Here is a 26,006-nt window from a genome sequence, read left to right on the forward strand (position 1 = left end):
ATTAACACCGATTAACGCAGATGAATTAGATCGAATCCGGTTGCACTATCCGTGATTGTTGAGTGTTGACTCGATTTTAATATTCCGAGGCTACCGGAATTGATATCAGTTGTTATTAATTATTAGTAATTGGTAATTGGTAATTTGTTACCGCTTACCAATTACTAAGGACTAATGACTAATGACTACTGACTCTTTTTAAGCTCTTAGCTGAACTGGCATCACCAAGAATGTAGCATTGACTCCGCCCAAAGGCTGAAAAATTACAGGAGCAAGAGCACCGTTTAATTGCAGTTGAATTTCGGGAGATTGAGCCGTTTTCAAAATGTCAATTAGGTATTTTACGTTGAAAGCAATATCTATGCTGTCTCCCGAAATCTGTGCGGGCATTGACTCTTTGCCGCAGCCGACATCTTTAGCATCTACAGACAAAGTAATTTCCTGATTCTCCTCGTCGATGCTGCATTTGAGAATATTATTTTTTTGGTCTGCAAACACGGCAATTCTTTCTACTGCGGCTAAGAACGATCGCCTTTCTAAGGTAATTTGCCGCTCAAAGGAGGGCGGAATCAACTGCCTGTATGCGGGATATTGCCCTTCCAAGGTACGAGTTGTCAGCCGCTGGTCTGCCCATTCAAACACTACTTGACCGTGTTCAAAATGCAGGGTAACAGGTTCAGTCCACTGCCGCATTACCAGCATTCTTTCTACTTCCCGCAATGCTTTAGCGGGGACTGTCACCTCAAATTCTTCTTCGGTTTCTTCGCCTTCAGCTTTTTCATTTGGAGTTTGAACTACTGCCAATCTGTGGCCGTCTGTAGCTGCAAATTCCAGACAATCTTGCAATACCTTTAAATGCACGCCTGCAAGTACCTGTTTTGCCTCGTCGGGGCTAGTAGCAAATAAAGTTCCTTTGAGTCCTTCTATCAACGCTTCGGGTGGCAATTTGAGGATTGTTCCGGCTTCGATTGCGGGCAATTCTGGGAATTCTTCCGGGCCCATGCCTCTGACTTGGTAGCTGCCAGAACTGCAAGTGAGATATGCTACGGTGTCCCCCGCTTCGTCTTCTAAAGTAATCTCTCCATCTGGGAGTCTCGAAACAATATCGTTGAGCAATTTAGCGGGTATGGTAAAACTGCCGCCGCCAGTCACTTCTGCTGCGAAGCTGGTACGAATGCCCAAACTGAGATCGAAAGCTGTCAAGCTAACCCGCTGATTTTCCTCATCCGCTACTAAGAGCACGTTGGCTAGTACCGGATGTGTCGGGCGGGAGGGAACGGCCCGACTTACCAACGAGAGGTTGGCGTTGAGGTCACTTTGGGTGCAAACCAATTTCATGGGTGGAAGGTTAATTAACCGGATTTGAAACAGAAACAAATCGTATCACAGAAAGCTGGCTGGTCGGTTTTTCTCTCTGTAGGGTGCGCGTGGAACACCAGAGTTTTTTTTAATTTATTGAAGTATTTTTGTGGAATCGCCCTGTGGAAACTGTGGAAAAAAAAGCTAACTGCTTGCTGGGCGTCACTTATAGGTAATAAATACCTGTGGAAAACTTGTGGAAAAGCTGGTGCGGTCGATCGCCCATTTTTGTGCAAAAACTGTTTCGGGCGATCGAGTAAAGTTTTCCACAAACGAAGGGCAACTTTTCCACAGGTTTTTCCACAGGCAAGATTGTCTATTATGGGGCATTGGGAATTGGGAATGGGAATTGTTGACTGTTGACTGTTGACTGTTGACTGTTGACGGCGTTGAGTGATGACAACTGACAACTGACAACTGACAACTGACTAATGACTTCTTCTCAAGTTTTGCGGCTGACAACATTAATTCGATCGCTCAACTGACGCAAAGTTTGAGCCAAATTCGGATCGGTGTTCCGCAACTGAGCAATTTTGTCGCAACTGTAAAGCACAGTCGTGTGGTCTTTTCCGCCGAACACTTCGCCAACTTTTGGCAAACTCAAACCAGTATGCTGCCGAATTAAATACATCCCTATTTGACGGGCGAGACTAATTTCTCGCCTCCGGGAAATGCCTTTCAAATCTTCAACAGAAACATCAAACGCCTCGGCCACAACTGCAATTACTGCATCGGGAGTCGCCTCTACGCTTTCAGTTTGCGGGTTCAAAACCGGGGTGATATTCTCCACGGTCATCGGCAAACCGGTAATTGAAAGATATGCTACCGCCCGAATCAAAGCACCTTCTAATTCCCGAACGTTGGAAGTGTAACTAGAAGCAATGTATTCAATGACATCTCGCGGCAGTCGCATATTTTCATACTCTGCTTTTTTTTGCAAAATGGCCATCCGAGTTTCCAAGTCTGGCAATTGAATGTCGGCAATTAATCCCATCGAAAATCTGGAACACAAACGCTCTTGCAGGCGGGGGATTTGCTGCGGCGGACGGTCAGAAGCTAAAACTACTTGGTTTCCGGATTCGTGCAAAGTATTAAAAGTGTGGAAAAATTCTTCTTGAGTGTATTCTTTGCCTTCAAGAAATTGGATGTCATCTATTAATAAAACATCTGCTGCCCGATAATGGTCGCGGAAACTTTGCATACTGTCTTTGCGAATTGCGGCGATTAAATCGTTAGTAAATTTCTCAGTAGAAACATAAAAAATCTTGGCGTTGGGGTCAATTTCCAAGCGATAATGACCGATCGCCTGCATCAAATGAGTTTTGCCCAAACCGACGCCACCGCACAAAAATAGGGGATTGAATTCCCGGCCCGGAGACTCGGCTACCGCGAGGGAAGCCGCGTGAGCCATGCGGTTGTTAGAACCGACGACAAAGCGGGAAAATAGGTATTTGGGGTTTAAATTGGCGGGTTTGGGGGGGTGAAGCGAGTGGCTTTCCGGGACATCGGCGGCGATGGGGGACGGCCAAATCATGGCGGAGTCACTGCTACCGCCTGTTTCGTTTCCCCCGGCAATTGTCAAGTAAATTTCTACGGGATAGCCGAGAATTTCGTAGACTGCATCGGCAATGGTTTTGACGTAATATTTTTGCAACCAATTGCGAGCAAAGGGGTTGGGGGCGCTGACGATCAAACAGTTATTTTCGAGTTGTTCGGCCCTGGCAGTTTTGATCCATGTCTCAAAGCTAGGTCTGCTCAGTTGTACCTGGAGACGTTCAAGTATCTGATTCCACAGACTTTCGAGGGGAATGTCCACTGCTCACCTCTGCCGATCGGCATTCAAGATATTAATTCTACAGTCTAGAGAGTTTAGTCCTCAGATGCTAAAGTTTAAGGGAGTCTGCCGATCGCCAAAATTTTTGCGGCTCTGCAGCCCAAACCAGGTATCGGGGAGCTGTTCAGCAAATATTTAGATTTGGCAGGAAAGCCTAAAAACGTGGCCATGAAGAGTTCTACTGGCAAATTTTGGAAGCAACCAGCAATTTACATATTGCTGCTGGTAACGGGAGCCGGGGCCGCCATGTTGGGCGATCGTCTGACGGTTTCTCAATTTCGTGCAAATTCTGGCGATTCTGGACAAAGATCCCTGGAACCGAAATTGCAACTGCCTCCCAATACAAAGGATCGAGCTAGCAAAGTCTTGCCGCCGGCTTCCTTGTCGGGCGATGCAGGTAATGTGAATTTTATTGTGGCTGCGGTGGCAAAAGTTGGCCCGGCAGTGGTTCGGATCGATGCTTCGCGCCGGGTGAAACCGGCAAATAGAGGGCTGTCGCCGGAAGATTTTTTTGGCATAGAACCGAATTCGGGCGGCCGGGGCGGGATCGAACGGGGCACTGGTTCGGGTTTTGTCATCGGTGCCGACGGCGTGATTCTCACTAACGCTCACGTTGTAGAGGGAGCCGATACGGTAAATGTAACTCTCAAGGACGGCCGCAGCTTTCAGGGGCGGGTGTTGGGGGCGGATAAGGTAACGGATGTGGCTGTGGTGAAGATTGAGGCGAACGCTCTGCCTGTGGCGGCGATCGGCAATTCGGATAAGCTGTTGTCTGGGGAATGGGCGATCGCGATCGGCAATCCTTTGGGTTTGGACAATTCCGTAACTGCGGGGATTATTAGCGCTACGGGGCGATCGAGCTCTGATGTGGGCGTACCCGACAAGCGGATCGGTTTTATTCAAACAGACGCTGCAATTAATCCGGGGAATTCCGGCGGCCCGCTGCTGAATGCTTCGGGCCAAGTTATTGGCATGAATACGGCGATTATTCAAGGTGCTCAAGGATTGGGGTTTGCGATTCCCATTCAGGCGGCCCAACAGGTGGCGAAGGAACTGATTTCGACGGGGAAAGTCGAACACGCTTATTTGGGAATTGAAATGGCGACGCTGACTCCAGAGGTTAAGCAGCAAATTAACAGCAATGCTAACAGCAGCCTGCGAGTTGCAGTCGATCGGGGTGTGGCTATTGTTAGCGTTGTTCCTAATTCTCCGGCAGCAGCAGCCGGTTTGCGCGCTGGAGATGTGATTCAAAAAATTAATAATCAGCCGATTATTCAGTCGGAAGCTGTTCAGGATTTTGTGCAAAATGCTAAGGTTGGCGGTCTGTTGCAAATGGAAATCAACCGCAACGGGCAAATAGTTAAATTGACTGTTAAACCCGGGAGTTTACCGGTTCAAAAAGTTGGATAATCTGTTGAGGGTTGACGGTTGACGGTTGACAGTTGACAGTTGACGGTTGACAGTTGTTACCAATTACCAATTACCAATTACCAATGACTAATTAATATGGCAGAAATTTTGCAAATTTCTCAATTAGGAAATCCCGTACTGCGCCGCCCGTCGCAAGTTGTTGAGAATATTCAGGACGATCGCATTCAGCAGTTGATTGACAGCTTAATCAGTACAGTACAGCAGGCAAACGGAGTGGGGATTGCCGCCCCTCAAGCGGCTCAGTCCGATCGCCTGTTCATCCTCGCATCCCGCCCCAACCTGCGGTATCCCCAAGCACCCAACATGGAACCCACAGCGATGATTAATCCCCGGATTGTGGCTGCATCAACAGAGACAGTCAAAGACTGGGAAGGCTGTTTGAGCATTCCGGGGATTCGGGGATTGGTGCCGAGAAGTAGGGCGATCGAGATAGAATACACCAGTAGAGACGGCAAATTCCACCGACAAGAATTGACAGACTTTGTGGCCAGAATTTTTCAACACGAACACGACCATTTAGATGGAATCGTGTTTTTAGACAGGGTGGAAAATACCCACGAACTGATGACAGAAGACGAGTACCAGCAGCAATTTGTCAAGCTCCTCTAATAATTGATATAATTGCGATCGATAACGCCAGTGATGTTGTGAATAGGAGGGCGAATGTCTATCAATTTGGAAAAAGGCGGGAGAATTAATCTATCTAAAGAAGCACCCGGGTTGAAAAATGCCGGGATTGGTTTGGGATGGGATACCAATCCTACAGACACCGGAGGGGCATTTGATTTAGATGCTTCCGTGTTTATGTTGGGGGCTACTGGCAAAATTCCTGGCGAAAAATACTTTGTTTTCTACAACAACAAGGAGTCGCCGGACACTGCTGTAATACATCTGGGAGATAGCAGAACCGGAGAAGGATTTGGCGATGATGAAACCGTTACAGTCGATTTAACCAAAGTTGATCCGGCGGTGGAAGAAATTGTGTTTGTGGTAACTATCCACGAAGCAGAATCGAGAAGGCAAAACTTCGGTCAAGTGCGGAATGCTTTTATCAGGATTTACGACACTACTACTAACACAGAGGTAACGAAGTACGATTTGGACGAGGATTTTTCTAGGGAGACAGCGGTAGAGTTTGGCAGACTTTACAAGAAAGACGGTGAGTGGAGGTTCCAAGCTGTAGGACAAGGCTACAATTCCGGCTTGCAAAGCTTTGTAGATAAGTATGCCTGATAAAAGGTCGATCGCTCCTAGCTAAATAAATCGAGGGGAAATTCGGAAGCAGGAATATTTCCCTCGATTTTAAGCAATCCGACTCATGAGGTGACAAACCAGATGGGAATTCAATTAAAGAAGGGCGAAAGATTTAATCTTTCTAAAACATCTCCAAGTTTAACAAAAGTTGCGCTCGCGCTGGGATGGGAAATAGCAACTGAACTAAGTTTATCGGACTCAAACCAGCAAAGCTGCGATATCGATGCCTCTGTTTTTGCATTAGGTTTAGACGGTAAAATTCCCGATGAAAGATACTTTGTATTTTACAATAACTCGCAGTCGCCGGACGGAGCGATCGCCCATTCGGGGGATAATCAAACAGGTCAAACTCAAGGAGATGACGAAACAATTTATGTAGACTTAGAAAAGGTAACGGCTGCTGTTGAGGAAATGGTTTTTGTGGTCACGATTCACGACGCACAAGCTAAACATCAAAATTTCAGCCAAATCAGAAATGCTTTTATCCGATTGTACGATCGCGAAACCGACAGCGAACTAGCCCGGTATGATTTAACAGAAGGTTTTTCTGAAGAAACAGCAGTCGAGTTTGGACGGTTGTATAAAAAAGATGCAGCTTGGAGATTTCAGGCTGTAGGACAAGGATATAAAGCAGGGTTGCAGAGTTTTGTTGAAAAGTATCATTCAGAGATTCAACCGCAAGAAAAGCCACCAAAACGTACAGTAGAACTGCCTAAATTACCAGTTATTGAAGATAGCCACAAAAGTCAGAAAGCTATAGCATTAGACAAAAAGCTTGAGGAGAAAGCGCCACACATTTTCAATCTCGTGAAGAAAGCCGATATCTCGCTCAAGAAAGCAAATCTAACAAATCACAATGCTCAAGTAGCGCTTTGCCTCGATATTTCTGCTTCCATGTCTTCCCTATACCGTTCAGGAAAAATTCAGCGTTTGGCAGAGAAGATTTTGGCTTTGGGATGTCGGTTTGATGACAACGCAGCGATCGACATATTTCTGTTTGGAGTCAACCCCCACAATCCCGGTGAAATGTCGATCGACAATTTCTCAAACTTCATTCACCATATACTGCAACAGTATCCTTTAGAAGGAGGTACTTACTACGGTAAAGTGATGAAGGAAATTAGAAAGTTCTATTTTCCTGACGGTCGCGGTAGCAGGCGCTACGCAGCTATTAAAGCCGATCGACCTGTCTACGTGATGTTTGTAACTGATGGAGAAACTGCGGACGAATCGGAAAGCAAGAAGCAGCTACAATGGTCGTCCCACGAGCCGATATTTTGGCAGTTTATGGCGATCGGCAAGTCGCAGAAAGATGTCAAAAGTAAGGGAACTCGCGGGTGGTTAGCAAGAGCCGTAGCGAGCGATTTTAGCTTTTTAGAACAGCTTGACGAAATGGGTGATCGCTACCTAGACAACGCAGATTTCTTCAGTTTAGAAGACCCGGAACATATTGCCGATGAGGAATTATACGATCTGTTGACAGCAGAATATCCGCATTGGGTAAAATCAGCGCGAATCAAAAATCTCTTACCCTAGAAACAGCTTTTGCAGGCAAACAAAATGCTAGCTTAGGGCAATCATTGAACTTCACTATACACCTTACAAAATCACAAAACTATGGCTATCAACTTGACAAAAGGACAATCGATCGTTCTCAGCAAAAGCGAATACGACTTGTCCAGACTGACAATGGCTTTGGGCTGGGATGTTGCACAAGCTAAAAAAGGTCTTTTCGGCCGCAGCAGCGGTGCCAATTTTGACTTAGATTCCTACGCTCTGCTGCTGGGTGAAAATGGCAAATTAAAGAACTACAAAGAAGATGTAATTTATTACTCTCATTTGGAGTCAAAGGACAAAACAGTTGTTCACTCAGGCGACAATCTCACCGGGGCGGGAGACGGAGACGACGAACAAATATTGGTGAAACTGAGTTCTTTGCCAGCACAATATCACAGAATAATTTTGGGAGTTAATATTTACGATGGGAAAGAGAGAAAACAGCATTTTGGCCTGGTAGAAAATGCTTTTGTAAGAGCTGTAGATGCCGCAGGCAAAGAAATAGCTCGCTATCGCTTGTCAAATGACCCGTCTTATGAAGGAAAATTAAATATGTTGATGGGAGAAGTCTATCGAGAAGGCGGCGAGTGGAAGTTTAAGGCTTTGGGAAATCCTTTGGCTGAAGATTTGAATGGTGTTGTCGGTTCGTTTATGCGGTGATCTTAAAAATGTTTTTTTAACCGCAGATAAACGCAGATGGAATTTCATCTGCGTTTATCTGTGTTAATCCGCTGATATCTGCGGTTAAAAAAACCCCATGTACTTATTAGACATCTGCAAAAAAGCTACTCCAATCAATCTTTGACTGGCCGCATTGTCGGGAACATCACCGCATCGCGGATGCTTTGAGTATTAGTTAAAAGCATCACCAATCTGTCTACACCGATGCCCATTCCCGCACAATTAGGCATTCCCAAAGATAGCGCTTGAATAAAATCTTCATCCATTGGATGCGCTTCGTCATCGCCGGCATTTTTCTGCGCCAACTGTTCCTCAAACCGCTTTCTTTGCTCTTTCGGATCGTTCAATTCTGAGAAGCCGTTCGAGTATTCTGTACCGTTGATAAAGAGCTCGAAACGTTCTACAAATCCCGGCTTGCTGCGATGTCCTTTTGCTAAAGGACTGACTTCGACGGGATAGTCGATGATGAATGTAGGTTGAATTAGTTTGGGAACAACTAATTTGTCAAAAACCGCATACAGCACGTAGCCTAAACTCTGTTGTTCTAACTTAGACAGGTGCAATTCTAGCTTGGTTGCAGAGGCGATCGCACTTTCCAAGTCCAAACTGTCAAAATCCAGCCCAAACTCGTCTCTGACAGCTTCTACCATCGTTTTCACTTGCCAGTGTTTGCCACTGAAACCGGGATATTTTTCGCTGTAGTCGAACTTGCGTTCTAAACTAATAGTTTCTCCCTGATTTTCAATTTCCTTGACATCCCCAAATACAGCCGCCGCCGCGAAACAAATCACATCTTCTACAACTCCTAAAATGTCGAAAACATCAGCATAAGCTTGGTAAACTTCTAAAGAGGTAAACTCTGGATTGTGGGTGCTGTCAATTCCCTCATTTCTAAAGGCTTTTCCTAGTTCAAAAACTCGCTCGAAACCGCCGCAAATTGCTCTCTTTAAGAACAGTTCTGGAGCGACTCGCAAATACAAATCCACTTCCAAAGCATTGTGGTGAGTGATGAATGGCTTAGCGGCAGCACCGCCGTAAATAGCTTGCAGTGTCGGCGTTTCTATTTCGTAAAAATCGGCTTGCCAGAGATAGGAACGGATGCTTTGGACGATGCGGCTGCGCAGCATAAAACGGTTGAGCGCATCTTGGTTGCTTGCCAAATCCATTTCGCGGTGACGGCGGCAAACTTCGGGGTCGTTAATTCCATAATAAGCATCGGGAAATTGAATGGTAGCTTTTGATAAAAGCTTGAATTCCCTCACTAAAATAGAAAGTTCTCCCCTGGGGGTGCGGCAGCCGATACCTTCGACGCCGACAAAATCGCCGACATCGAGCAATTTTTTAATTTGTTCAAAGCTCAAACCGACTTCGCCGGTGACGATTGCTTTCTCGATTTTGAGTTGAATTTTGTCTGTGGCGTCTTTTAAATCGATGAAACCAATTTTGCCGCTGTCTCGCTTGGAAGTGATGCGGCCGGCTAATCGGAGGGAAATTTCTTCGGGGTCAGTTTCTCCGTTTTGGAGTTCTTTTCCCGGCTGACTAAATATTTCGCGAACTTGCTTGGCTGTGTGCGATCGCGCGTAGGATTCACTGGGATACGGTTCTATGCCTTGCGATCGCAGTTCGTCTACTTTTTGACTGCGGACTTCGGCTTCACTGAGAGTCATTAGTTATTGCCTGATTAAAATTACAAATATCTGACATCTTGCACTATTCTGGCGATCGTGCGATCGGGCGGCGTCGGAGCAACGCCCCACAAGACAATTCACTCTTCGCTTCACAGGCATCTTGCCTGTTCGTGACAAAGCTGCAAGATGTCAGAAACACCAAACTCTATCATAACTGGGCGGCTTTGAGAGCCAATTTGCCAAATAATAAATTACACCCTCTCGTAGTCCGATCGCACAGAGCCGCACTCGCCCCAGAAATATCTCCGATAACAATTTACGATCGACTGCACAAAGCGGTCGAAACATTAAAAAATTAAGTTGTCTGTCGATCGCAACAGGTGAGATGATATGTAGTGCAGCCTCACGGCAGTTCCACAGAAACTGAACAGCAGAAACGCGAGCGATCGAACTCGGCTCATCGCACCTCTGTCAGAATCGACCACACACACTCTCTCTTAACATATAAAAACCAGAATTATGGCTGTTGCAACCCAATCACTCGAAGAACTCTGCATCAACTCTATCCGCTTTTTGGCCATCGATGCGGTAGAAAAAGCAAAATCAGGACACCCGGGACTGCCGATGGGCGCTGCCCCTATGGCCTTCGTGCTGTGGGATCGGTTCATGCGGTTCAACCCCAAAAACCCCAAGTGGTTTAATCGCGATCGTTTCGTCCTCTCCGCCGGCCACGGCTGTATGCTGCAGTACGCCCTCCTGTACTTGACCGGCTACGATAGCGTCACCCTCGACGACATCAAGCAATTTCGCCAGTGGGAATCCAGAACCCCCGGACACCCCGAAAACTTCATGACCGAAGGCGTAGAAGTTACCACCGGCCCCCTGGGACAAGGAATTGCTAATGCCGTAGGTTTGGCAATGGCAGAAGCTCACCTCGCTGCTAAGTATAACAAGCCAGACCACACAATTGTTGACCACTACACCTATGTCATCATGGGTGACGGCTGCCACATGGAAGGTGTTTCTGGCGAAGCTTGTTCTTTGGCCGGACACCTCGGACTCGGCAAATTAATTGCCTTGTACGATGACAATCACATTTCTATTGAAGGCGACACAAGCTTGGCCTTTACTGAAGATGTCGGCAAGCGTTTTGAAGCTTACAATTGGCACGTTATTACAGTAGACAATACCGCTCTAGACGAAGATACTAACCTAGAAGCAGTTCACAAAGCTATTGAAGAAGCCAAAAAAGTCACGGACAAACCGTCCATGATTAAAGTCCGCACCATCATTGGTTACGGTTCTCCCAACAAGCGGAATTCTTACAGCGCTCACGGTGCTGCTTTGGGTGGCGATGAAGTGAAAGCAACTCGCGATTTCTTGAAGTGGGAACACGCACCGTTTGAGATTCCTGATGATGCTTTGTCACACTTCCGCAAAGCAGTCGAACGTGGCGCTCAATCTGAGCAAGAATGGCAGAAAGCTTTTGATGCTTATAAAGCAGCATATCCAGCAGAAGCAGCAGAATACGAGCGCACGGTTGCTGGCAAACTTCCTGAAGGTTGGGATCAAGTTTTGCCGACATACAAGCCGGAAGATAAGGCAGATTCGACTCGGAATCATTCTGGAAAATGTTTGAATGCTTTGGCAGGTGTCTTACCTGAATTGATCGGCGGTTCCGCTGACTTGGCATCTTCTAACATGACTTTGCTCAAGGGTGAAAAAGACTTCCAAAAAGGTCAATACGAAGGACGTAACCTGCGCTTTGGTGTGCGGGAACACGGCATGGGTGCGATCGCCAACGGTATGGTACTGCACGGCGCTTTAATTCCTTACTGCGCAACGTTCTTGGTATTTGCTGACTATATGCGGGGAGCAATTCGCCTCTCGGCACTCTCGGAAGCTGGAGTTATTTATGTAATGACTCACGACTCCGTAGCTTTGGGCGAAGACGGCCCGACTCACCAACCAGTTGAAACTTTAGCTTCTCTGCGCGTAATTCCCGATTTGTTGGTAATGCGCCCAGCAGACGGTAACGAAACATCCGGCGCTTACAAAGTGGCAGTTGAAAGCCGCACCCGCCCAACATTAATGGCTCTGTCGCGCCAAAACTTGCCCAATTTGGCTGGAAGCTCGATCGAAGGAACGGCCAAAGGCGCTTACATTTTGTCCGACGACGGCGGCACTCCCGACATCATTTTAATCGGCACCGGCGGCGAAACATACCTCTGCGTTGATGCCGCTGAAAAATTGCGCGCCGCAGGCAATAAAGTGCGGGTAGTTTCGATGCCTTGCTGGGAATTGTTCGACTTACAAGATGCCGCTTACCGCGAATCTGTACTGCCAAAAGCTGTTACTAAACGCTTGGCAGTTGAAGCGGCTGCTAGCTTCGGCTGGGGACGTTATTTGGGCTCCGAAGGCGACAGCATAAGCATCGACCGATTCGGCGCTTCTGCACCGGGCCCTGTTGCTTTAGAAAAGTTTGGCTACACCGTTGAGAATGTGGTAGCTAAGGCTCAGGCGCTGTTGGGTTAATAGCACCAGCATAATTTTGGTGGGGCGGGCTTCTGGCTCGCCCCATTTTTTATAGAAAGAGGAAGTAAGGCTATAGCGGCGAAGCTGAGCGGGTAAAAAGAAGGAAGAAGGAAGAAGGAAGGAAAATCTCAAATCTAAAATCGGAATATTGGGTTTCACTTCGTTCTACCCAACCTAGAGATCGTTACAGCTCGCGAATCATTGATAATTGCTATATTAAGAATTAGGAAATAAAAACCAGTTTATAAGACAATATTCGGTTTGGTAACGAGGCATCTACCCAGAAACCGGGTTTTTAGTCCCCCGTGCGTCCAAGACTGTATGTTTCAAAGATTGGAGATAGGTTATAAGTCATTGGGTTAAATTACCAATTACCAATTCCAGCTTACCAATTACCAATTACCAATTCTCGATTACCCATTCCCCATTCCCATTCCATTTATGATTTGGAATTTTTTAAATCACCTGTTATTCACCGGAAATTATATTCCTCACGGCCACTGTTACCTTTGGCAGCGAGAGTTAGTCGCGCTCCACGTAGTGTCAGACTCTATAATTGCCCTGGCTTACTATTCAATACCGCTATCGCTAATTTATATTATCACTCAGGGAAAAGACTTGCCCTTTCGCAACATCTTTTGGCTGTTCGCAGCCTTTATTATCTCCTGTGGCACTACTCATCTAATGGAAATTTGGACGCTTTGGCATCCTGTTTATTGGGTTTCTGGCTGTCTGAAAATTATTACCGCCGCGATTTCTGCTTACACAGCTTTTTCATTAATTCCTTTAGTTCCCCAAGCATTAACTCTCGTCACTCCAACTCAATTAGAGATGCTCGCTCGAATACTGCAAAAAGAAATCATTGAACGCCGAAAAACAGAAGCTCGCTATCAAACTTTAACTGAAGCTTCGCCGGTAGGAATATTTTATGCAGACGCTTTAGGAGACTGCTTGTATGTCAACGAGCGCTGGTCTCAAATTTCGGGAATAGCCTGCGATAAAGCTTTGGGCAAAGGGTGGTTGCAAGCCGTTCATCCAGAGGACCGCCAGCGGGTTTTTGCTGAATGGTATAGCGCCGCGCAGGAGAAATTGCCGTTTAAATGCGAGTACCGCTTTCAAGGCATTAATCACGCTAAAATCAGTTGGGTATTCGGTCAAGCTGTCGGTATAATCGGAGAAAATGGGGAGGTTAAAAGTTATGTTGGTACTATTACTGATATTACAGAACGCAAGCAGGTAGAAGCAGAAAATCGACTGCTCCATGAAACTCTGGAACATCGAGTTGCTGAGCGCATTGCTCAAATCGAAATTTCTCACCACTCATTGCCAGAAGAAATAGCCTACCGACAAAGAATTGCGATAACTTTGTTGGAATTGACGCAACTGCAAAATGCAATTCTTAACAGCGCTCACTACACAATTATTTCTACAGATCCCGACGGTACAATTAAAACATTTAATCGCGCAGCACAGAAACTTTTAGGCTATTCCCCCGAAGAAGTGGTGGGAAAAGTCACGCCAGCAATAATTCACGATCCTGTGGAGATCGGTAAAAGAGCTGAAATTCTTTCTCAAGAATTGGGAGTAAAAATAGAGCCGGGAATAGAAGTTTTTGTTGCTTTGCCGCGCCGGGGAATAGCTGACGAAAATGAATGGAGTTACATTCGCAAAGACGGTTCGCGGTTTCCGGTGCAATTGTCGATGACTGCCTTATTTGATCCTGAAGGAAATATCACTGGTTTTTTGGGTATCGGTCAGGATATTAGCGATCGCAAACAAGCTGAAAAAGAGCTGCGCGACCTCACCAATGCCATGCAAAATACGGTGGAAGGCATTTCACGGCTAGATATTGAGGGACGCTACGTGAATGTTAACCGAGCTTACGCTCATAGATGCGGTTACGAACCAGAAGAAATGCTCGGCATGAGATGGCAGCTCACCGTACATCCGGGCGATGTTGAGATGATGCTCTCAGCTTATCAGGAAATGGTAATTTCTGGCAAAGTAGAAGTTGAAACTAGAGGTGTGCGGAAAAATGGCTCGTTTTTTTACAAGCAAGTAACAATGGTAAAAGCTTGCGACGAACAAGGGATATTTAACGGCAACCACTGTTTTATGAAAGATATCACCGAGCGCAAACTAACGGAAAGAGCGTTGCAGGAAAGCGAATTTAAGTACAGACAAATAGTTGAATTAGCAGAAGAAGGTATTTGGGTAATTGACAGCAATTCCCTCACTACTTACGTGAACCACGCAATGGCGCGAATGCTCGGCTATACTGAATTAGAAATGTTCGGGCGGTCGCTTTTTGATTTCATGGACGAACAGGAAAAACCACAAGCTATTGATAATGTCGAGCGGCGCAAGCAAGGTATTGGTGAACAACACGAATTTAAATTCAAAAACAAGGACGGCAAAGATATTTGGACTGATATGTCTACCAGTCCAGTCATGGACTCCCAGGGTAATCTGCTGTCTTGTTGCGCCTTGGTTTACAACATTACAAGCCGCAAAGAAGCCGAGCAGCAAATGCTGCAACTTACAGAAGATTTGAAGCGTTCCAACGAGGAATTAGAACAATTTGCTTATGTGGCTTCCCACGATTTGCAAGAACCGCTCCGAGCCGTTACCAGTTACACTCAATTGCTGGCCCAGCGCTATCAAGGAAATTTGGACGATCGCGCAAATAAATATATTAATTATATTGTCGATGGCGCCAGCAGAATGCAACAGTTAATTAACGATTTGTTGGCGTATTCGCGCCTGGGAACGAGTGGTCAGGAGTTTGAGGAGGCGGACTGCAACGCTGCTGTGAAGCAAAGTTTGTCTAATTTGCAAATTGCGATCGCGGAAAAGAAAGCGGTCATCACTTGGGACGCGATGCCAACCGTGATGGCGGATGAATTTCAACTGGTGCAATTATTCCAAAATTTGATCGCCAACAGCATCAAATTTTGCCGCCAAGATATCCCGTTGATTCATATCGCTGCCTGCAGGCAAGAGAGCGAATGGGTGTTCAGCGTCCGCGATAACGGCATTGGCATCGATCCGGAGTATGCCGATCGCATTTTTATCATTTTTGGGCGCCTGCACTCCCGCCGCGAATATTCCGGTACAGGCATAGGTTTGGCGATGTGCAAGCGAATTGTTGAACGCCACGGCGGGCGCATCTGGGTGGAATCTCAGGAGGGAAAAGGAGCGACTTTTTACTTCACTATTCCTATAATTAGTACCTGAAGACTCAAAATTCAATTTTTTTTATAATCAATAAGGATACCCCGGTTATGAGCCATCGAAGCAGTGTTAGACCCATAGAGATTCTGCTGATTGAGGATTCTCCCAGCGATGCCGATTTGGCAATAGAAGCTCTCGGCCAGGGTAAAATATTGAATAACTTGCATTTTGTCGAAGATGGAGTCGAAGCAATGAAGTTTTTGCGCAGAAAAGAACCCTATCTCAGCGTACCCCGTCCCGACTTAATTTTGCTTGATTTGAATTTGCCCAAAAAAAGTGGCGTAGAAGTGCTAACAGAAATTAAGACAGACCAAAGTTTAAAACTAATTCCAGTAGTGATTCTCAGCACTTCAGCCGCCCAAGAGGACATTATCAAGTCCTACTCGCTGCACGCCAACTGTTATATTACCAAGCCAGTAGATTTCGTACAATTTACTAAAGTTATCAGGTTAATTGAGGAATTCTGGCTGGCAGTCGTCCAACTTCCTTTAAATTAAACGAACAGATACTTTGCCGATCGGCGATATAAAATTTTTTAAACGTCTTGACATTCTGCTGGTAGAATATCCGCCCAGCGATGCTGATACCAGTTTTCAAAAAAATGCCACTGTAAGCCCGCGATCCAAAGCCCGATAGTCATCACTCATTTCCCAATCTAAAATCCTTCGACTGAGGACTCACGCCGAAGTCTCAAATCTCAAATCTCAAAGAGTATGACTTGGCTTGAGAAAGTCTGACGCCAAGCAAATTTTTTAACAAGTTGCACAATAATGGAAAATGAGGTGTGAGCAATAAATTTTTTGAAGCAATAAGATTTGTATGTGAACGTAGCTCCTCCTGATTTAATTGTGCTTGACTTGAATTTGCCTAAAAAAAGTTGTTGAGAATTGTTGGCAGAAATTAACTCAGCACCCAAGTTAAAAATGATTCCGGTGGTAATTATGACAACCTCAGCAGCGGATGAAGAGATTCTCAAGTCTTATGCCCTGTTAGCCCGGTGCTGCATTCCTAAGCCTGTCGATTTTAGTCAAGTCGCTAAGCTGGTAAAATGGATTGAGGATTGGTGGCCGGTGGTGGTGACAGTTCCCAAATAATAATTTTCAAGTTAAAAATGGCAAGGGAAAGCAAAAAAGTTTAACCTGAGATGGGTAGAGAGAAAATTTTACAGTCAAAAACGTATAAGCTATGTGGATTAAGATTCTGTTAGTAGAAGACAATCCTGCTGATGCTGATTTGCTTGCAGAACTGTTAGAAGTATCTGTGGGTGTCCAGTGGGAACTGGTGTCTGTTGAGTTCCTGCATGAGGCGATCGCACAACTGTGTAAACAACCCTTTGATGTAGTTTTGCTCGATCTTTCTTTGCCGGACAGCCGCGGTTTGGAAACCCTAACTCGCCTGCGAGAAGTTGCCCCGGATACGGCAATGGTGGTAATGACAGGCTGGGACGATGAGGCGATCGCACTTGAATCAGTTCGCTTGGGAGCTCAAGATTACATTGTTAAAGGTCAAATTACTACTCAATTATTAGTGCGAACCATCCGCTACGCGATCGAACGATCTCAAACATTTCAAATGCTGCGAGAAAGCGAGCGGCGTTTTCGGGCGATTTTTGACTCTTCGTTTCAGCTAACAAAGCTGCTGACTCCCGAAGGAATCGTGCTGGAAGTGAACGAGACAGCCCTCGATTTTGCCGGATTGCGATCGGAGGATATTGTGGGCCGCCCGATTTGGGAAATAGCGATTTGGGCTCAGTCGCTACAGGTTTCCGAACAATTACAATCCGCGATCGGCAAAGCAAGTCGCGGCGAGTTTTTCCGCAGCGAAATCGACTTGTTAGCCAAAAGTGGCCAAGTTGTGACAGTTGATTTCTCACTGAAACCTGTTAAAAATGAGACTGGACAAGTTTTGCTGCTGATTGCTGAAGCCCGTGACATTAGCGATCGCAAACGAGCAGAAGCCGAAATTCTCAAAGCACTCGCACGAGAAAAGGAACTTTCAGAACTGCGAGCTAAATTTGTCACAATGGTTTCCCACGAGTTCCGCACCCCCTTGACAACCATCCAATTTTCGGCTGGATTGCTGCAAGATTACAGTTTTCAGTGGTCAGAAGATAAAAAAGCTACTCATTTTGTGCGGATTCAATTAGCCATTAAACGCATGACAGAGTTATTAGAAGATATCCTCGTAATTGGCAAAATAGAAGCAAATACCTTGCAGTTTCAACCGGTTTCCTTAAACCTCGAAAAATTTTGCCGTCAACTGGTAGAAGAGCAGCAGCTCAACGACAGCAATCAACACCCGATCACCTTTCAACATGAAGGTGGCAACTGCGACGCTCAAATGGATGAAAAACTCCTGCAGCAAATATTGGGAAATGTCCTCTCCAATGCCCTCAAATATTCTCCCGTCGCCAGTACAGTTTGCTTGCACCTCAAGTGTCAAAACAAAGAAGCTGTTTTTCAAGTTCAAGACCGGGGGATCGGGATTCCTCAAGCCGATTTAGAGCGGATATTAGAAACTTTTTACCGAGCTACCAATGTCGGTACTATTTCGGGAACAGGTCTTGGTTTAGCAATTGTGAAAAGGGCTGTGGAGCTTCACGGTGGCAAACTCGCGATCTATACTCAAGAAGGAAAAGGCACAACTTTCACTATTACCTTGCCTTTAATTTGCGCTAGCATATAACAACTGAATTATAGCAGAAGGCAGAAGGAAGTTCAGCAACAGATTTGCTTTCTTCGGATGTAACGGATCTAACCGAGGTCACCAAGAAGGAAGAAGAAGGCTTTAGTTATCTATGAAATAAGAAAAAAGCAATAGACCGCATGGGGAAAGGGTCATTAAGAACGTCCTAAGCGTCTTGGCGGTTGCTATATCAACTAAAAACATCCGCAGCTTAAGGATCAATTAAGTTCATAAATAAACAAATTTGTCAACTGTCTGAACGCAGGTTATTTCAACAAACTACTAACTAAAAGGAGCAATAACCGTGGCAAAAATTTTGGTAATTGAAGACGAAGAATCGATTAGAGAAAATATTTTAGAGTTGCTCGAAGCCGAGAATTTTGAAGGAATTGGAGCGATTAACGGCAACGTCGGCATCAAACTGGCGATCGAACAAATCCCAGATTTAATATTGTGCGACATGATGATGCCGGAAGTTGACGGTCACGGCGTCCTCAAAGCTTTGCGATCCGAACCTCTGACTGCCACAATTCCGTTTATTTTTCTCACAGCAAAAGCCGATAAAAGTGACGTTCGCACGGGCATGGAATTGGGAGCAGACGATTACATTACTAAGCCTTGTACGCCGCAAGAACTGCTCAAAGCAATTGCTATTAGACTTGAAAAACAGAAAACAGTTAGCAGGCAATCTCAAAAAACGCTAGACGAATTGCGCACCAACATTAGTATGTCGCTCCCCCACGAATTGCGGACTCCTTTGAATGCAATTATGGGTTTTTCCGAGCTAATTTTGTCAGAATATCATGTCTTAGAGGAATCAGATATCTTAGAGATGATCGGTCAAATCCAAACTTCCGGCCATCGCTTGTACAGGCTGATTCAGAACTTTTTGCTGTATGCAGAACTGGAGATAGCAGCCACAAATCCCGAACTGCTAAAGGAGATGCGCAATAGCGAATTTAGCTGCGTAAAATCTTTGCTGACTCAAAAAGCGCGGCAGCAAGCGAAACACGCGAATAGAACAGACGATTTACAATTAAATTTGCAAGATTCGTCGGTGGCTATGGATTCTATCAGACTCACAAAAATTGTTGAGGAACTATTGGACAATGCCTTCAAATTTTCTTTAGAAGGAACGCCTGTTTTCTTAAGCACTTTGGTGGAAAACCAGACTTTTGTTCTATCTGTAAAAGACCAAGGCCGCGGCATGACTGCCGATCAGATTGCACACCTAGAAGCTTACAGACAGTTCGATCGCAAACTTTACCAACAAGCAGGTTTAGGATTGGGTTTGGCTATCGTTCAACGCCTTGCAGAATTGCACGGAGGAGGATTTAAAATAGAAAGTTTGCCGCAGCAAGAAACAATAGTTTGCGTTTTTCTGCCTGTCTAAACAATGATTAGACCAGTTTCAAAAAAGAAGACAACTGTAGGCAAAGTCCAAATCCTTATGGAATAAGTCATTCCCAATTATACAATCTAAATCTAAAATGGTATTATGCACGAGCGATCGCCCCTTTCAGACACCGCTGCATATAGATTTGAGCTACCTTATCCTTAGGGTTGATGTCCAAGCACGCCGAAAACAATCTTTTAGCTTCGACACACCTGTCACTATTGTAGAGTACCAAAGCTTGCTCAAAGATAGTCTTTGTCTCTAACTTTTTCAGTCGTAACTCTGCCGGATCGGCCGAAAATACTTCATAAACTGTTACCATTCGCGATTTGCCTTTAACTTTGACGCGATCGATCAACCTAAAATCATAAATATCGTTCAACTGTATAAAAGTATTGTGAGTAATTAACATTGAAACTCCATACTCTTTAGTCAAAGATTCCACGCGGGAGGCTAAGTTTACCGCATCGCTAATCACCGTGCTGTCCATCCGGCTTTGGCCGCCAACCGTGCCTAACATCAAAGAACCCGTATTGATTCCAATGCCAATTTGCAGCGGCGGGCGATCGGGTCGATTGCGACTAATATTATACTCGTTAAGCTGTTCTAACATAGCAATTCCAGCTTTCACAGCATCGTCAGCACTGCCATCAAACAGCGCCATAATCGCGTCGCCAATGTATTTATCAATAAAACCAAAATTGTCAGTAATTGCAGGTTCCATCCGCGACAAATAAGCATTAATAAATTGAAAATTTTCTTCGGGATTCATTGTCTCAGAAAGCGAAGTGAAATTGCGAATATCTGAAAACAGCACCGACATTTCTTTCTGTACTTGATCGCCTAATTTTACTTCCAGAATACTTTCATATCCCAGAAAGTGGAGAAATTCGTGCGGCACAAACCGCCCGTAAGCATCTGTTAATTTTTCTTCCGCTGCTAAAGCTTTTTCCAACTCGTCTGTGAATTGGCGGCGCTCGGTTTCTACCTCTTGACGTTCTGTGATGTCTTGAAAAGCTGCGATCGCGTAAACTATGTTTTTCCGTTCGTCGTAGATTGGAGTCGCCCAAACCTCGATCGGCACAATCCGATCCGACCCATGAATTTCTAGATCGTCCATACGCACAAATTCTCCCCGCAACGCCCGAACAATCGGTTGGCTATTCCTCGGATACAGTTGATTAGTTCCAGCGTCGTAAAAATGATAAGCTTCAGGAAATTGGTCAGTACCCCCATCAAAAATTAAACCTTGGGCTAGTATCCTTTCGCCCCAAGAATTCATGTAAAAAGGTTTACCGTTACCATCGACAACAAATATTCCCACTGGCATCGCTTCCAGGAATTGAGTCAATCGGCTTTCGTTTTCTGACAGTGCCTCATTTAACTTTTCTTCGGCTGCCAAAGCTTTTTCTAAATCATTAGTAAACCTGAGTCTTTCCACTTCCACCTGTCTTTGCAAACTAATATCCTTAGCAAAACCCTGATAGTAAAGCACTTCACCGTTAGCATCATAAACTGTGCGCGTATACTCAGAAATCCAGATAATGCTGCCATCTCGACAGTAAACCTGAGACTCAAACTCACACAGAGTACCGTGCTGTTTCATCAGCGCCAGAAACTCTTGACGGCGGTTGGGTTCCACGTACAATTGCTGCTGAATATCATTAATACTTTCTATCAATTCTGACGCAGAATCGTAGCCGTAAATTTCCGCCAGAGCAGGATTCGCACTGATAAAATATCCGTCCGGCGTCGTCTGAAAAATACCTTCTAGAGCATTTTCAAATATCCCGCGATACTTCTCTTCAGCTTGAATTAGCGCCGCTTCAGCTTCCTTGCGTTCAGTTATGTCACTAAAAGCAATAATCGCATAGGAAATGTCGCCTGTAGAATCATAAATTGGAGTCGCCCAACTCTCTACAGGAATAATCTTATTAGCTGTACGAATTTCTACACTCTCAGTCCGCACATTTTCGCCCCGAAGTGCCCGCATAATTGGCAAGTCTTCCACGGGGCATCTCTGATTAGTTCCGGCTTTATAGAATTGATAAATTGCTGCTTTTTGCTCTGAATTAATATGCGGCACAGTGCCTTTGCCAAATACATCCCGCGCCTTCTGATTAGCGTAGAAAGATTGCCCGTTTGCATCAAGTACACACACGCCCAAGGGGATAGCTTCTAAATATTGAGTCAAGCGACTTTCGTTTTCATGGAGTTTGGCAATCAGCATTGCCTGCTTGCGGTTTAATTTTACCAACTCCTGATTCATTTCCTGAAGTTCTCTTTGTTTTTCAGCTAATTGTTTATCTTGAAAGTATCTGTATATTGCCTCAGTAACAGTTAATTTTAAGTCATCACATTGCCAAGGTTTAGGTATGTATCGGTACAATTTAGCATAGTTAATAGCATTGGCTACCGCCTCCAAATCTGCCTGCCCCGTCAGCATAATCTTGAGACAGTTTGGCGAGATAGCATGAACGCTCCTTAATAGTTCGTCTCCTTTCATATTAGGCATGATATGATCCGAAATAACCAAAGGAACTTCATACTGTTCTGCTAAAAGTTCTGACAGCAACTCTAAAGCTTCTTCGCCACTTTGGGCCGTTTCAATTAAATATTTATCTTCAAAGGCTTTTAGCAGGTCTATTTCCAGACTATCGAGTATAGTCTGCTCATCATCAACACAAATAATAACGGGTTTTTTCATAAATTTGCTAGACCAGAATTAATCGCTTCAATTAATTCTTGATTTTCCCAAGGTTTTTGTATAAAAGCATGAAGATTTGCTTGAATTTTTGTTCGTTCGATTGCTTCTTTGTCTGCTTGTCCCGTCAGCATCACTTTCACAATTTGCGGATATTTTTGATGAATTATAATCAGCAGTTCATCTCCTTTCATCCCGGGCATCAACCAATCAGAGACAATCACTAGAATGTTAACATCAGCTTCACATAGCTCTTCAATAATCTCTAGGGCTTCGGCAGCACTTTCAGCAAATTCGCAAATATATTTACCGTTAAATGCCTGTTGCAGTTCAATTTCCAGACTTTCCAATACCCCTACTTCATCGTCAACGCACAAAATTGCTGGTTTAGACATCGCTAGTTTCCTTCTTTAGTGTGGCAGAGTCAACCCCGATGGGTAAGCACACCGTTTTCCAAATTCTACATCCCGCGCGGTTAGACTGCAAATTTTTAGCCCCAGACTTCAGTCTGCGGCGCTTTACCTACTCCGTTAAATTAATCGGCAAAGAGACTGTAAATGCTGTTTTACCGGGCACCGACTCCACATCAACTCTACCCTGATGTTTTTCAATTATTTTTTTGACAATATCCAATCCCAACCCGCTGCCTTCTCCCGCAGGTTTGGTCGTAAAAAACGGATCAAAAATTTTCATAAAAATCTCCGGTTGAATCCCCTTACCGCTGTCAGTAATTTTTACCAGGATATTGGTATCTTGCTCTACCACGTCAAGTGTTAAAGTTCCTTGATTGTCCATCGCTTGTAAGGCATTGTGAAGTAAATTCGTCCAAACTTGATTGAGTTCGTCGGGATAACACAGTACCGCAGGCAATTGAGCTTGATAGTTTCTGACGACTTCTACACCCTGCTTGATCTGGTTCTGATAAAGAGTTAATACAGTTTCAATTCCCTCGGTAATATTCACCTGTATTTTTTCCCCATTTACATCGTAACGCGCATAATTTTTCAGGGCAAAGACGACTTTTGCAGCGCGTTCAGTAGCGGTAGCGATGGTTCGGGCGCTTCTGTGAATGCTAGCAAAGTCATAGGCTGTTTTTATAATATTTTCGCTGTCAGGGTCTTTGAGCAACGGCAAGAATTGTTGCAAATTTCCCTGCAATCCGATATTGACTAAAATGCTAGCAATGCTGTCAGCATTGTCAATCCCTTCCGACTCTAATTGCTGCTTCACATCTTTTTTCAATCCCCGTTTTTCTCGCGTAGATAAAGAGTAAGTTTGTTGGCTGGAACTGTACATCAAACTCACGAAATCCTGCTGGCGTTCGGTTGACAGTTCTTTGAAAAAAACTGGCAAACTTTCGAGATTGTTATCCAAAAAGCTGGTAATATTTCCAATAGACGATCGAATCGCCCCCAGTGGCGTATTAATTTCGTGAGCAATGCCCGCAATTAATTGCCCTAATGCGGCCATTTTTTCCGATTGCACTAATTGACTTTGAGTAGCTTGCAGTTGGTCTAAAGTGACAGTCAGTTCATCGTTTTTCTGTTGGAGCTTTTTTTGCAACTGGCAGATTGCTAAATGGGTTTCTACCCTAACTAGAACCTCTTCCACGTGAAAGGGCTTGGTAATATAATCTATCCCGCCCACAGCAAAGGCTTTGACTTTATCTAGTACGTCATTAATCGCGCTAATAAAAATCACCGGAATGTCGCGAGTGCGTTCATCAGCTTTGATTTTTTCGCAAACTTCGTACCCATTCATTTCGGGCATCATAATATCCAGCAAAATCAAATCGGGAGGCATACCTTTTGCCGCCGAAAGCGCTAACTCGCCGCTAGGTACGGGGCGGACTTTATAGCCCTTGCCATTCAAAATTCCGGCTAGGAGGCGCAAATTAGCTGGGGTGTCGTCAACTACTAAAATATTACCCCGATCGGTGCTGAGAAGGTCGTTATTCATTTGATTTTCTTTGAGAGATTAACTTTAAAACTTTGTCGTACTCGAAATTTTCTATACAATTCGCGATCGCACCAGCCGTTACAGCATCCTTTAATCGAATTTGCTCGATCGATCTATCAATTAAATCCATATCTGCATTCAGTATCGCCAGCTTTAAATCAGCTACCAGCGAGTCAGGCAATTTCACGAAATCAGCCGCAGTCATTGCGCGATCGCCCTCTTTGATAGCCAATAAATTAGTTTGACCCGGATCTTCATAAAGATAGCGCACTCCGATATGTTTGTGCATAGCATCAAAAATATCAGCTTCCCGGAAAGGTTTCCGCATAAAAGCATCGCAGCCCGCCGATAAAATAACTGCCCGTTCTTCCTCCAAAACGCTCGCAGTCAGTGCAACGATGGCAGTAGCTTGACCTTTAATAGTGGTTTTAATGTATTGCGTCGCTTCGTAGCCGTCCATCACGGGCATTCTCATGTCCATCCAAATTAAATGCGGTTCCCAACTGTCCCAAATCTCAATAGCTTCTTGACCGTTAGTAGCTTCTTTCAGTTCAAAACCCAGAGGATAAAAAATTTTAATTAACAGTTGGCGGTTTAGCGGTTTATCGTCTACTATCAAAATTCGATAGGTGTGTTGGTTGGGTTCCAAAGCAATAACATTGCGGGTCGGTTTTCGGCTTTCAATATCGGCCGCATCGACCGCAATAACTTGAATGTCAAACTTAAAATTAGTTCCCTTTCCAACAGCAGAACAGACACTCATTTCGCCGCCCATTAATTCCACAAAATTGCGGCTAATTGGCAATCCCAAGCCTGTACCTTCTTGCGAATTTTTGCCTGTCTTGGTTTGCACGAAAGGTTCAAAAAGATCGTCTAATTTATTGGTAGCAATACCGGAACCAATATCCTCGATTTCAAAATGAAGTAAGAAGGAAGAGTTAGAAGCTAAATCGTCATTTGCGGTTGCAATAATCTGGTTGTTCGACTGACTGACTTGAGATATTTTAGAACCATTACTTGCTGGAGTTTCTGTATTTTTTGATGCTGCCGACAGATCGAATTTCCCCCTTTCTGCCTGCTGATTTTTGCCTAATGACTGCTTGCTAACTCTGACCGCTACACCGCCCTCATCAGTAAACTTAAGAGAGTTATTGAGCAGATTAATTAAGATTTGCCACAACTTTAACTCGTCAGTTTCTATGTATTGTGGCACATTGGGACTGCGGTCAAAAACCAACTGCAAGTGCTTGTCATCTGCTTTGAGTTGAAACATATCTTCTAAGTCATTGAGCAGACGATAGAGGTCGATTTTATGGGGATTGAGGGTGGTGCGCCCCGATTCAATTTTAGATAAATCCAGCACGTTATTAATCAGGGTGAGCAGGTGTTCTCCGCTGCTCCTAATTATGCTAATATTTTCTTGATGTTCTGGGGATAGAGTTGGGAGCGTGTCACTTTTGCGATGAGTATAAATACTCGTGAACCCAGAATGACTTTTTTATCGATCATCAGTATAATAGGCGATAATTATCATCTCTTCCCACTTGATATATAATCATGACACCTGAACAACAACAAGCAATTAAAACACATTTAGATGCTATTTCTGCCCTACTCTATGATGATTCTAATCCTGATACCTTCCAGACATTAGAAGATATTGAAATCGCAGTTAGAGACCAAGTTTTGACTCATGTGACACCACATATAGGCTTTTTTTTATCTGCTCAACTACCGGTACAAAAGCCG

Annotated in this window: 18 protein-coding genes and 2 pseudogenes; 13 read left to right on the forward strand and 7 right to left on the reverse strand. The window is 44.7% G+C overall.

The window, feature by feature from the left end; all coding sequences use genetic code 11:
* Positions 1-198: 198 nt before the first annotated feature.
* Positions 199-1,338 carry a DNA polymerase III subunit beta gene (dnaN, locus tag QUA78_RS09495; RefSeq protein ID WP_333299951.1) on the reverse strand — a complete coding sequence of 380 codons (1,140 nt, stop codon included), beginning with the start codon at positions 1,336-1,338 and terminating at the stop codon, positions 199-201.
* Between the two features lie 463 nt (positions 1,339-1,801).
* Positions 1,802-3,175: a chromosomal replication initiator protein DnaA gene (gene dnaA / locus QUA78_RS09500; RefSeq protein WP_333299953.1), complete on the reverse strand. Its 1,374-nt coding sequence runs from the start codon at positions 3,173-3,175 to the stop codon at positions 1,802-1,804.
* 186 nt (positions 3,176-3,361) lie between these two features.
* Here dnaA and QUA78_RS09505 point away from each other — a divergent pair, with 186 nt between their 5' ends.
* The 5 genes from QUA78_RS09505 to QUA78_RS09525 all read left to right on the forward strand — a co-directional run bounded on the left by QUA78_RS09505 (position 3,362) and on the right by QUA78_RS09525 (position 8,095).
* Entirely contained in the window at positions 3,362-4,603 is a 1,242-nt protein-coding gene (locus QUA78_RS09505) for an HhoA/HhoB/HtrA family serine endopeptidase (RefSeq protein WP_333299954.1), read from the forward strand.
* A gap of 96 nt (positions 4,604-4,699) precedes the next feature.
* Complete coding sequence (def, locus tag QUA78_RS09510) at positions 4,700-5,233, forward strand: peptide deformylase (RefSeq protein WP_333299955.1); 534 nt, start codon at positions 4,700-4,702, stop codon at positions 5,231-5,233.
* Between the two features lie 54 nt (positions 5,234-5,287).
* Positions 5,288-5,857, forward strand: coding sequence for a TerD family protein (locus tag QUA78_RS09515; protein WP_333299956.1), 570 nt, complete (start codon positions 5,288-5,290; stop codon positions 5,855-5,857).
* Between the two features lie 102 nt (positions 5,858-5,959).
* Positions 5,960-7,414, forward strand: coding sequence for a TerD family protein (locus QUA78_RS09520; protein WP_333299957.1), 1,455 nt, complete (start codon positions 5,960-5,962; stop codon positions 7,412-7,414).
* Between the two features lie 81 nt (positions 7,415-7,495).
* Positions 7,496-8,095 (forward strand): TerD family protein, encoded by a 600-nt coding sequence (locus tag QUA78_RS09525; RefSeq protein ID WP_333299958.1) that lies wholly within the window; start codon positions 7,496-7,498, stop codon positions 8,093-8,095.
* A gap of 134 nt (positions 8,096-8,229) precedes the next feature.
* Here the strand turns inward: QUA78_RS09525 and lysS are convergent, their stop codons facing one another.
* Complete coding sequence (lysS, locus tag QUA78_RS09530) at positions 8,230-9,783, reverse strand: lysine--tRNA ligase (RefSeq protein ID WP_333398737.1); 1,554 nt, start codon at positions 9,781-9,783, stop codon at positions 8,230-8,232.
* 38 nt (positions 9,784-9,821) lie between these two features.
* Here lysS and QUA78_RS09535 point away from each other — a divergent pair, with 38 nt between their 5' ends.
* The 7 genes from QUA78_RS09535 (at position 9,822) to QUA78_RS09565 (ending at position 19,591) form a co-directional block, all read left to right on the forward strand.
* The gene (locus tag QUA78_RS09535; RefSeq protein ID WP_333398739.1) at positions 9,822-10,103 is read left to right on the forward strand and encodes a hypothetical protein; all 282 of its coding nucleotides are present in this window, start codon (positions 9,822-9,824) and stop codon (positions 10,101-10,103) included.
* A gap of 160 nt (positions 10,104-10,263) precedes the next feature.
* Positions 10,264-12,279, forward strand: coding sequence for a transketolase (gene tkt / locus QUA78_RS09540; protein WP_333398740.1), 2,016 nt, complete (start codon positions 10,264-10,266; stop codon positions 12,277-12,279).
* A gap of 441 nt (positions 12,280-12,720) precedes the next feature.
* Positions 12,721-15,516: a PAS domain S-box protein gene (locus tag QUA78_RS09545; protein WP_333304862.1), complete on the forward strand. Its 2,796-nt coding sequence runs from the start codon at positions 12,721-12,723 to the stop codon at positions 15,514-15,516.
* A gap of 47 nt (positions 15,517-15,563) precedes the next feature.
* Complete coding sequence (locus tag QUA78_RS09550; RefSeq protein WP_333304864.1) at positions 15,564-16,010, forward strand: response regulator; 447 nt, start codon at positions 15,564-15,566, stop codon at positions 16,008-16,010.
* A 393-nt stretch (positions 16,011-16,403) separates the two neighbouring features.
* On the forward strand, positions 16,404-16,607 hold the full coding sequence (locus tag QUA78_RS09555) for a hypothetical protein (protein ID WP_333304866.1): 204 nt from the start codon (positions 16,404-16,406) through the stop codon (positions 16,605-16,607).
* A gap of 91 nt (positions 16,608-16,698) precedes the next feature.
* Entirely contained in the window at positions 16,699-18,198 is a 1,500-nt protein-coding gene (locus QUA78_RS09560; RefSeq protein ID WP_333304868.1) for an ATP-binding protein, read from the forward strand.
* A 304-nt stretch (positions 18,199-18,502) separates the two neighbouring features.
* Positions 18,503-19,591, forward strand: a complete 1,089-nt coding sequence (locus QUA78_RS09565; protein WP_333304870.1) for a response regulator — start codon at positions 18,503-18,505, stop codon at positions 19,589-19,591.
* A gap of 103 nt (positions 19,592-19,694) precedes the next feature.
* On the opposite strand, the gene QUA78_RS09570 is transcribed toward QUA78_RS09565, so the two are convergent.
* The 4 genes and pseudogenes from QUA78_RS09570 to QUA78_RS09585 form a co-directional block, all read right to left on the reverse strand.
* On the reverse strand, positions 19,695-22,301 hold the full coding sequence (locus QUA78_RS09570) for a PAS domain S-box protein (RefSeq protein ID WP_333304872.1): 2,607 nt from the start codon (positions 22,299-22,301) through the stop codon (positions 19,695-19,697).
* Positions 22,298-22,693, reverse strand: a complete 396-nt coding sequence (locus QUA78_RS09575; protein WP_333196301.1) for a response regulator — start codon at positions 22,691-22,693, stop codon at positions 22,298-22,300. Before QUA78_RS09575 ends, QUA78_RS09570 begins: the two co-directional genes overlap by 4 nt.
* Before the next feature lie 127 nt (positions 22,694-22,820).
* Positions 22,821-24,257: a response regulator gene (locus QUA78_RS09580; protein ID WP_333304874.1), complete on the reverse strand. Its 1,437-nt coding sequence runs from the start codon at positions 24,255-24,257 to the stop codon at positions 22,821-22,823.
* Positions 24,250-25,698, reverse strand: a pseudogene (locus QUA78_RS09585) (response regulator); the annotation flags it as partial. The pseudogene QUA78_RS09585 and the gene QUA78_RS09580, both read right to left, overlap by 8 nt.
* 116 nt (positions 25,699-25,814) lie before the next feature.
* Here QUA78_RS09585 and QUA78_RS09590 point away from each other — a divergent pair.
* Positions 25,815-26,006: pseudogene (locus tag QUA78_RS09590) on the forward strand (hypothetical protein); the annotation flags it as partial.

The organism is Microcoleus sp. K4-B3, from assembly GCF_036704615.1.
In the GTDB taxonomy this organism is placed as follows: domain Bacteria; phylum Cyanobacteriota; class Cyanobacteriia; order Cyanobacteriales; family Microcoleaceae; genus Microcoleus.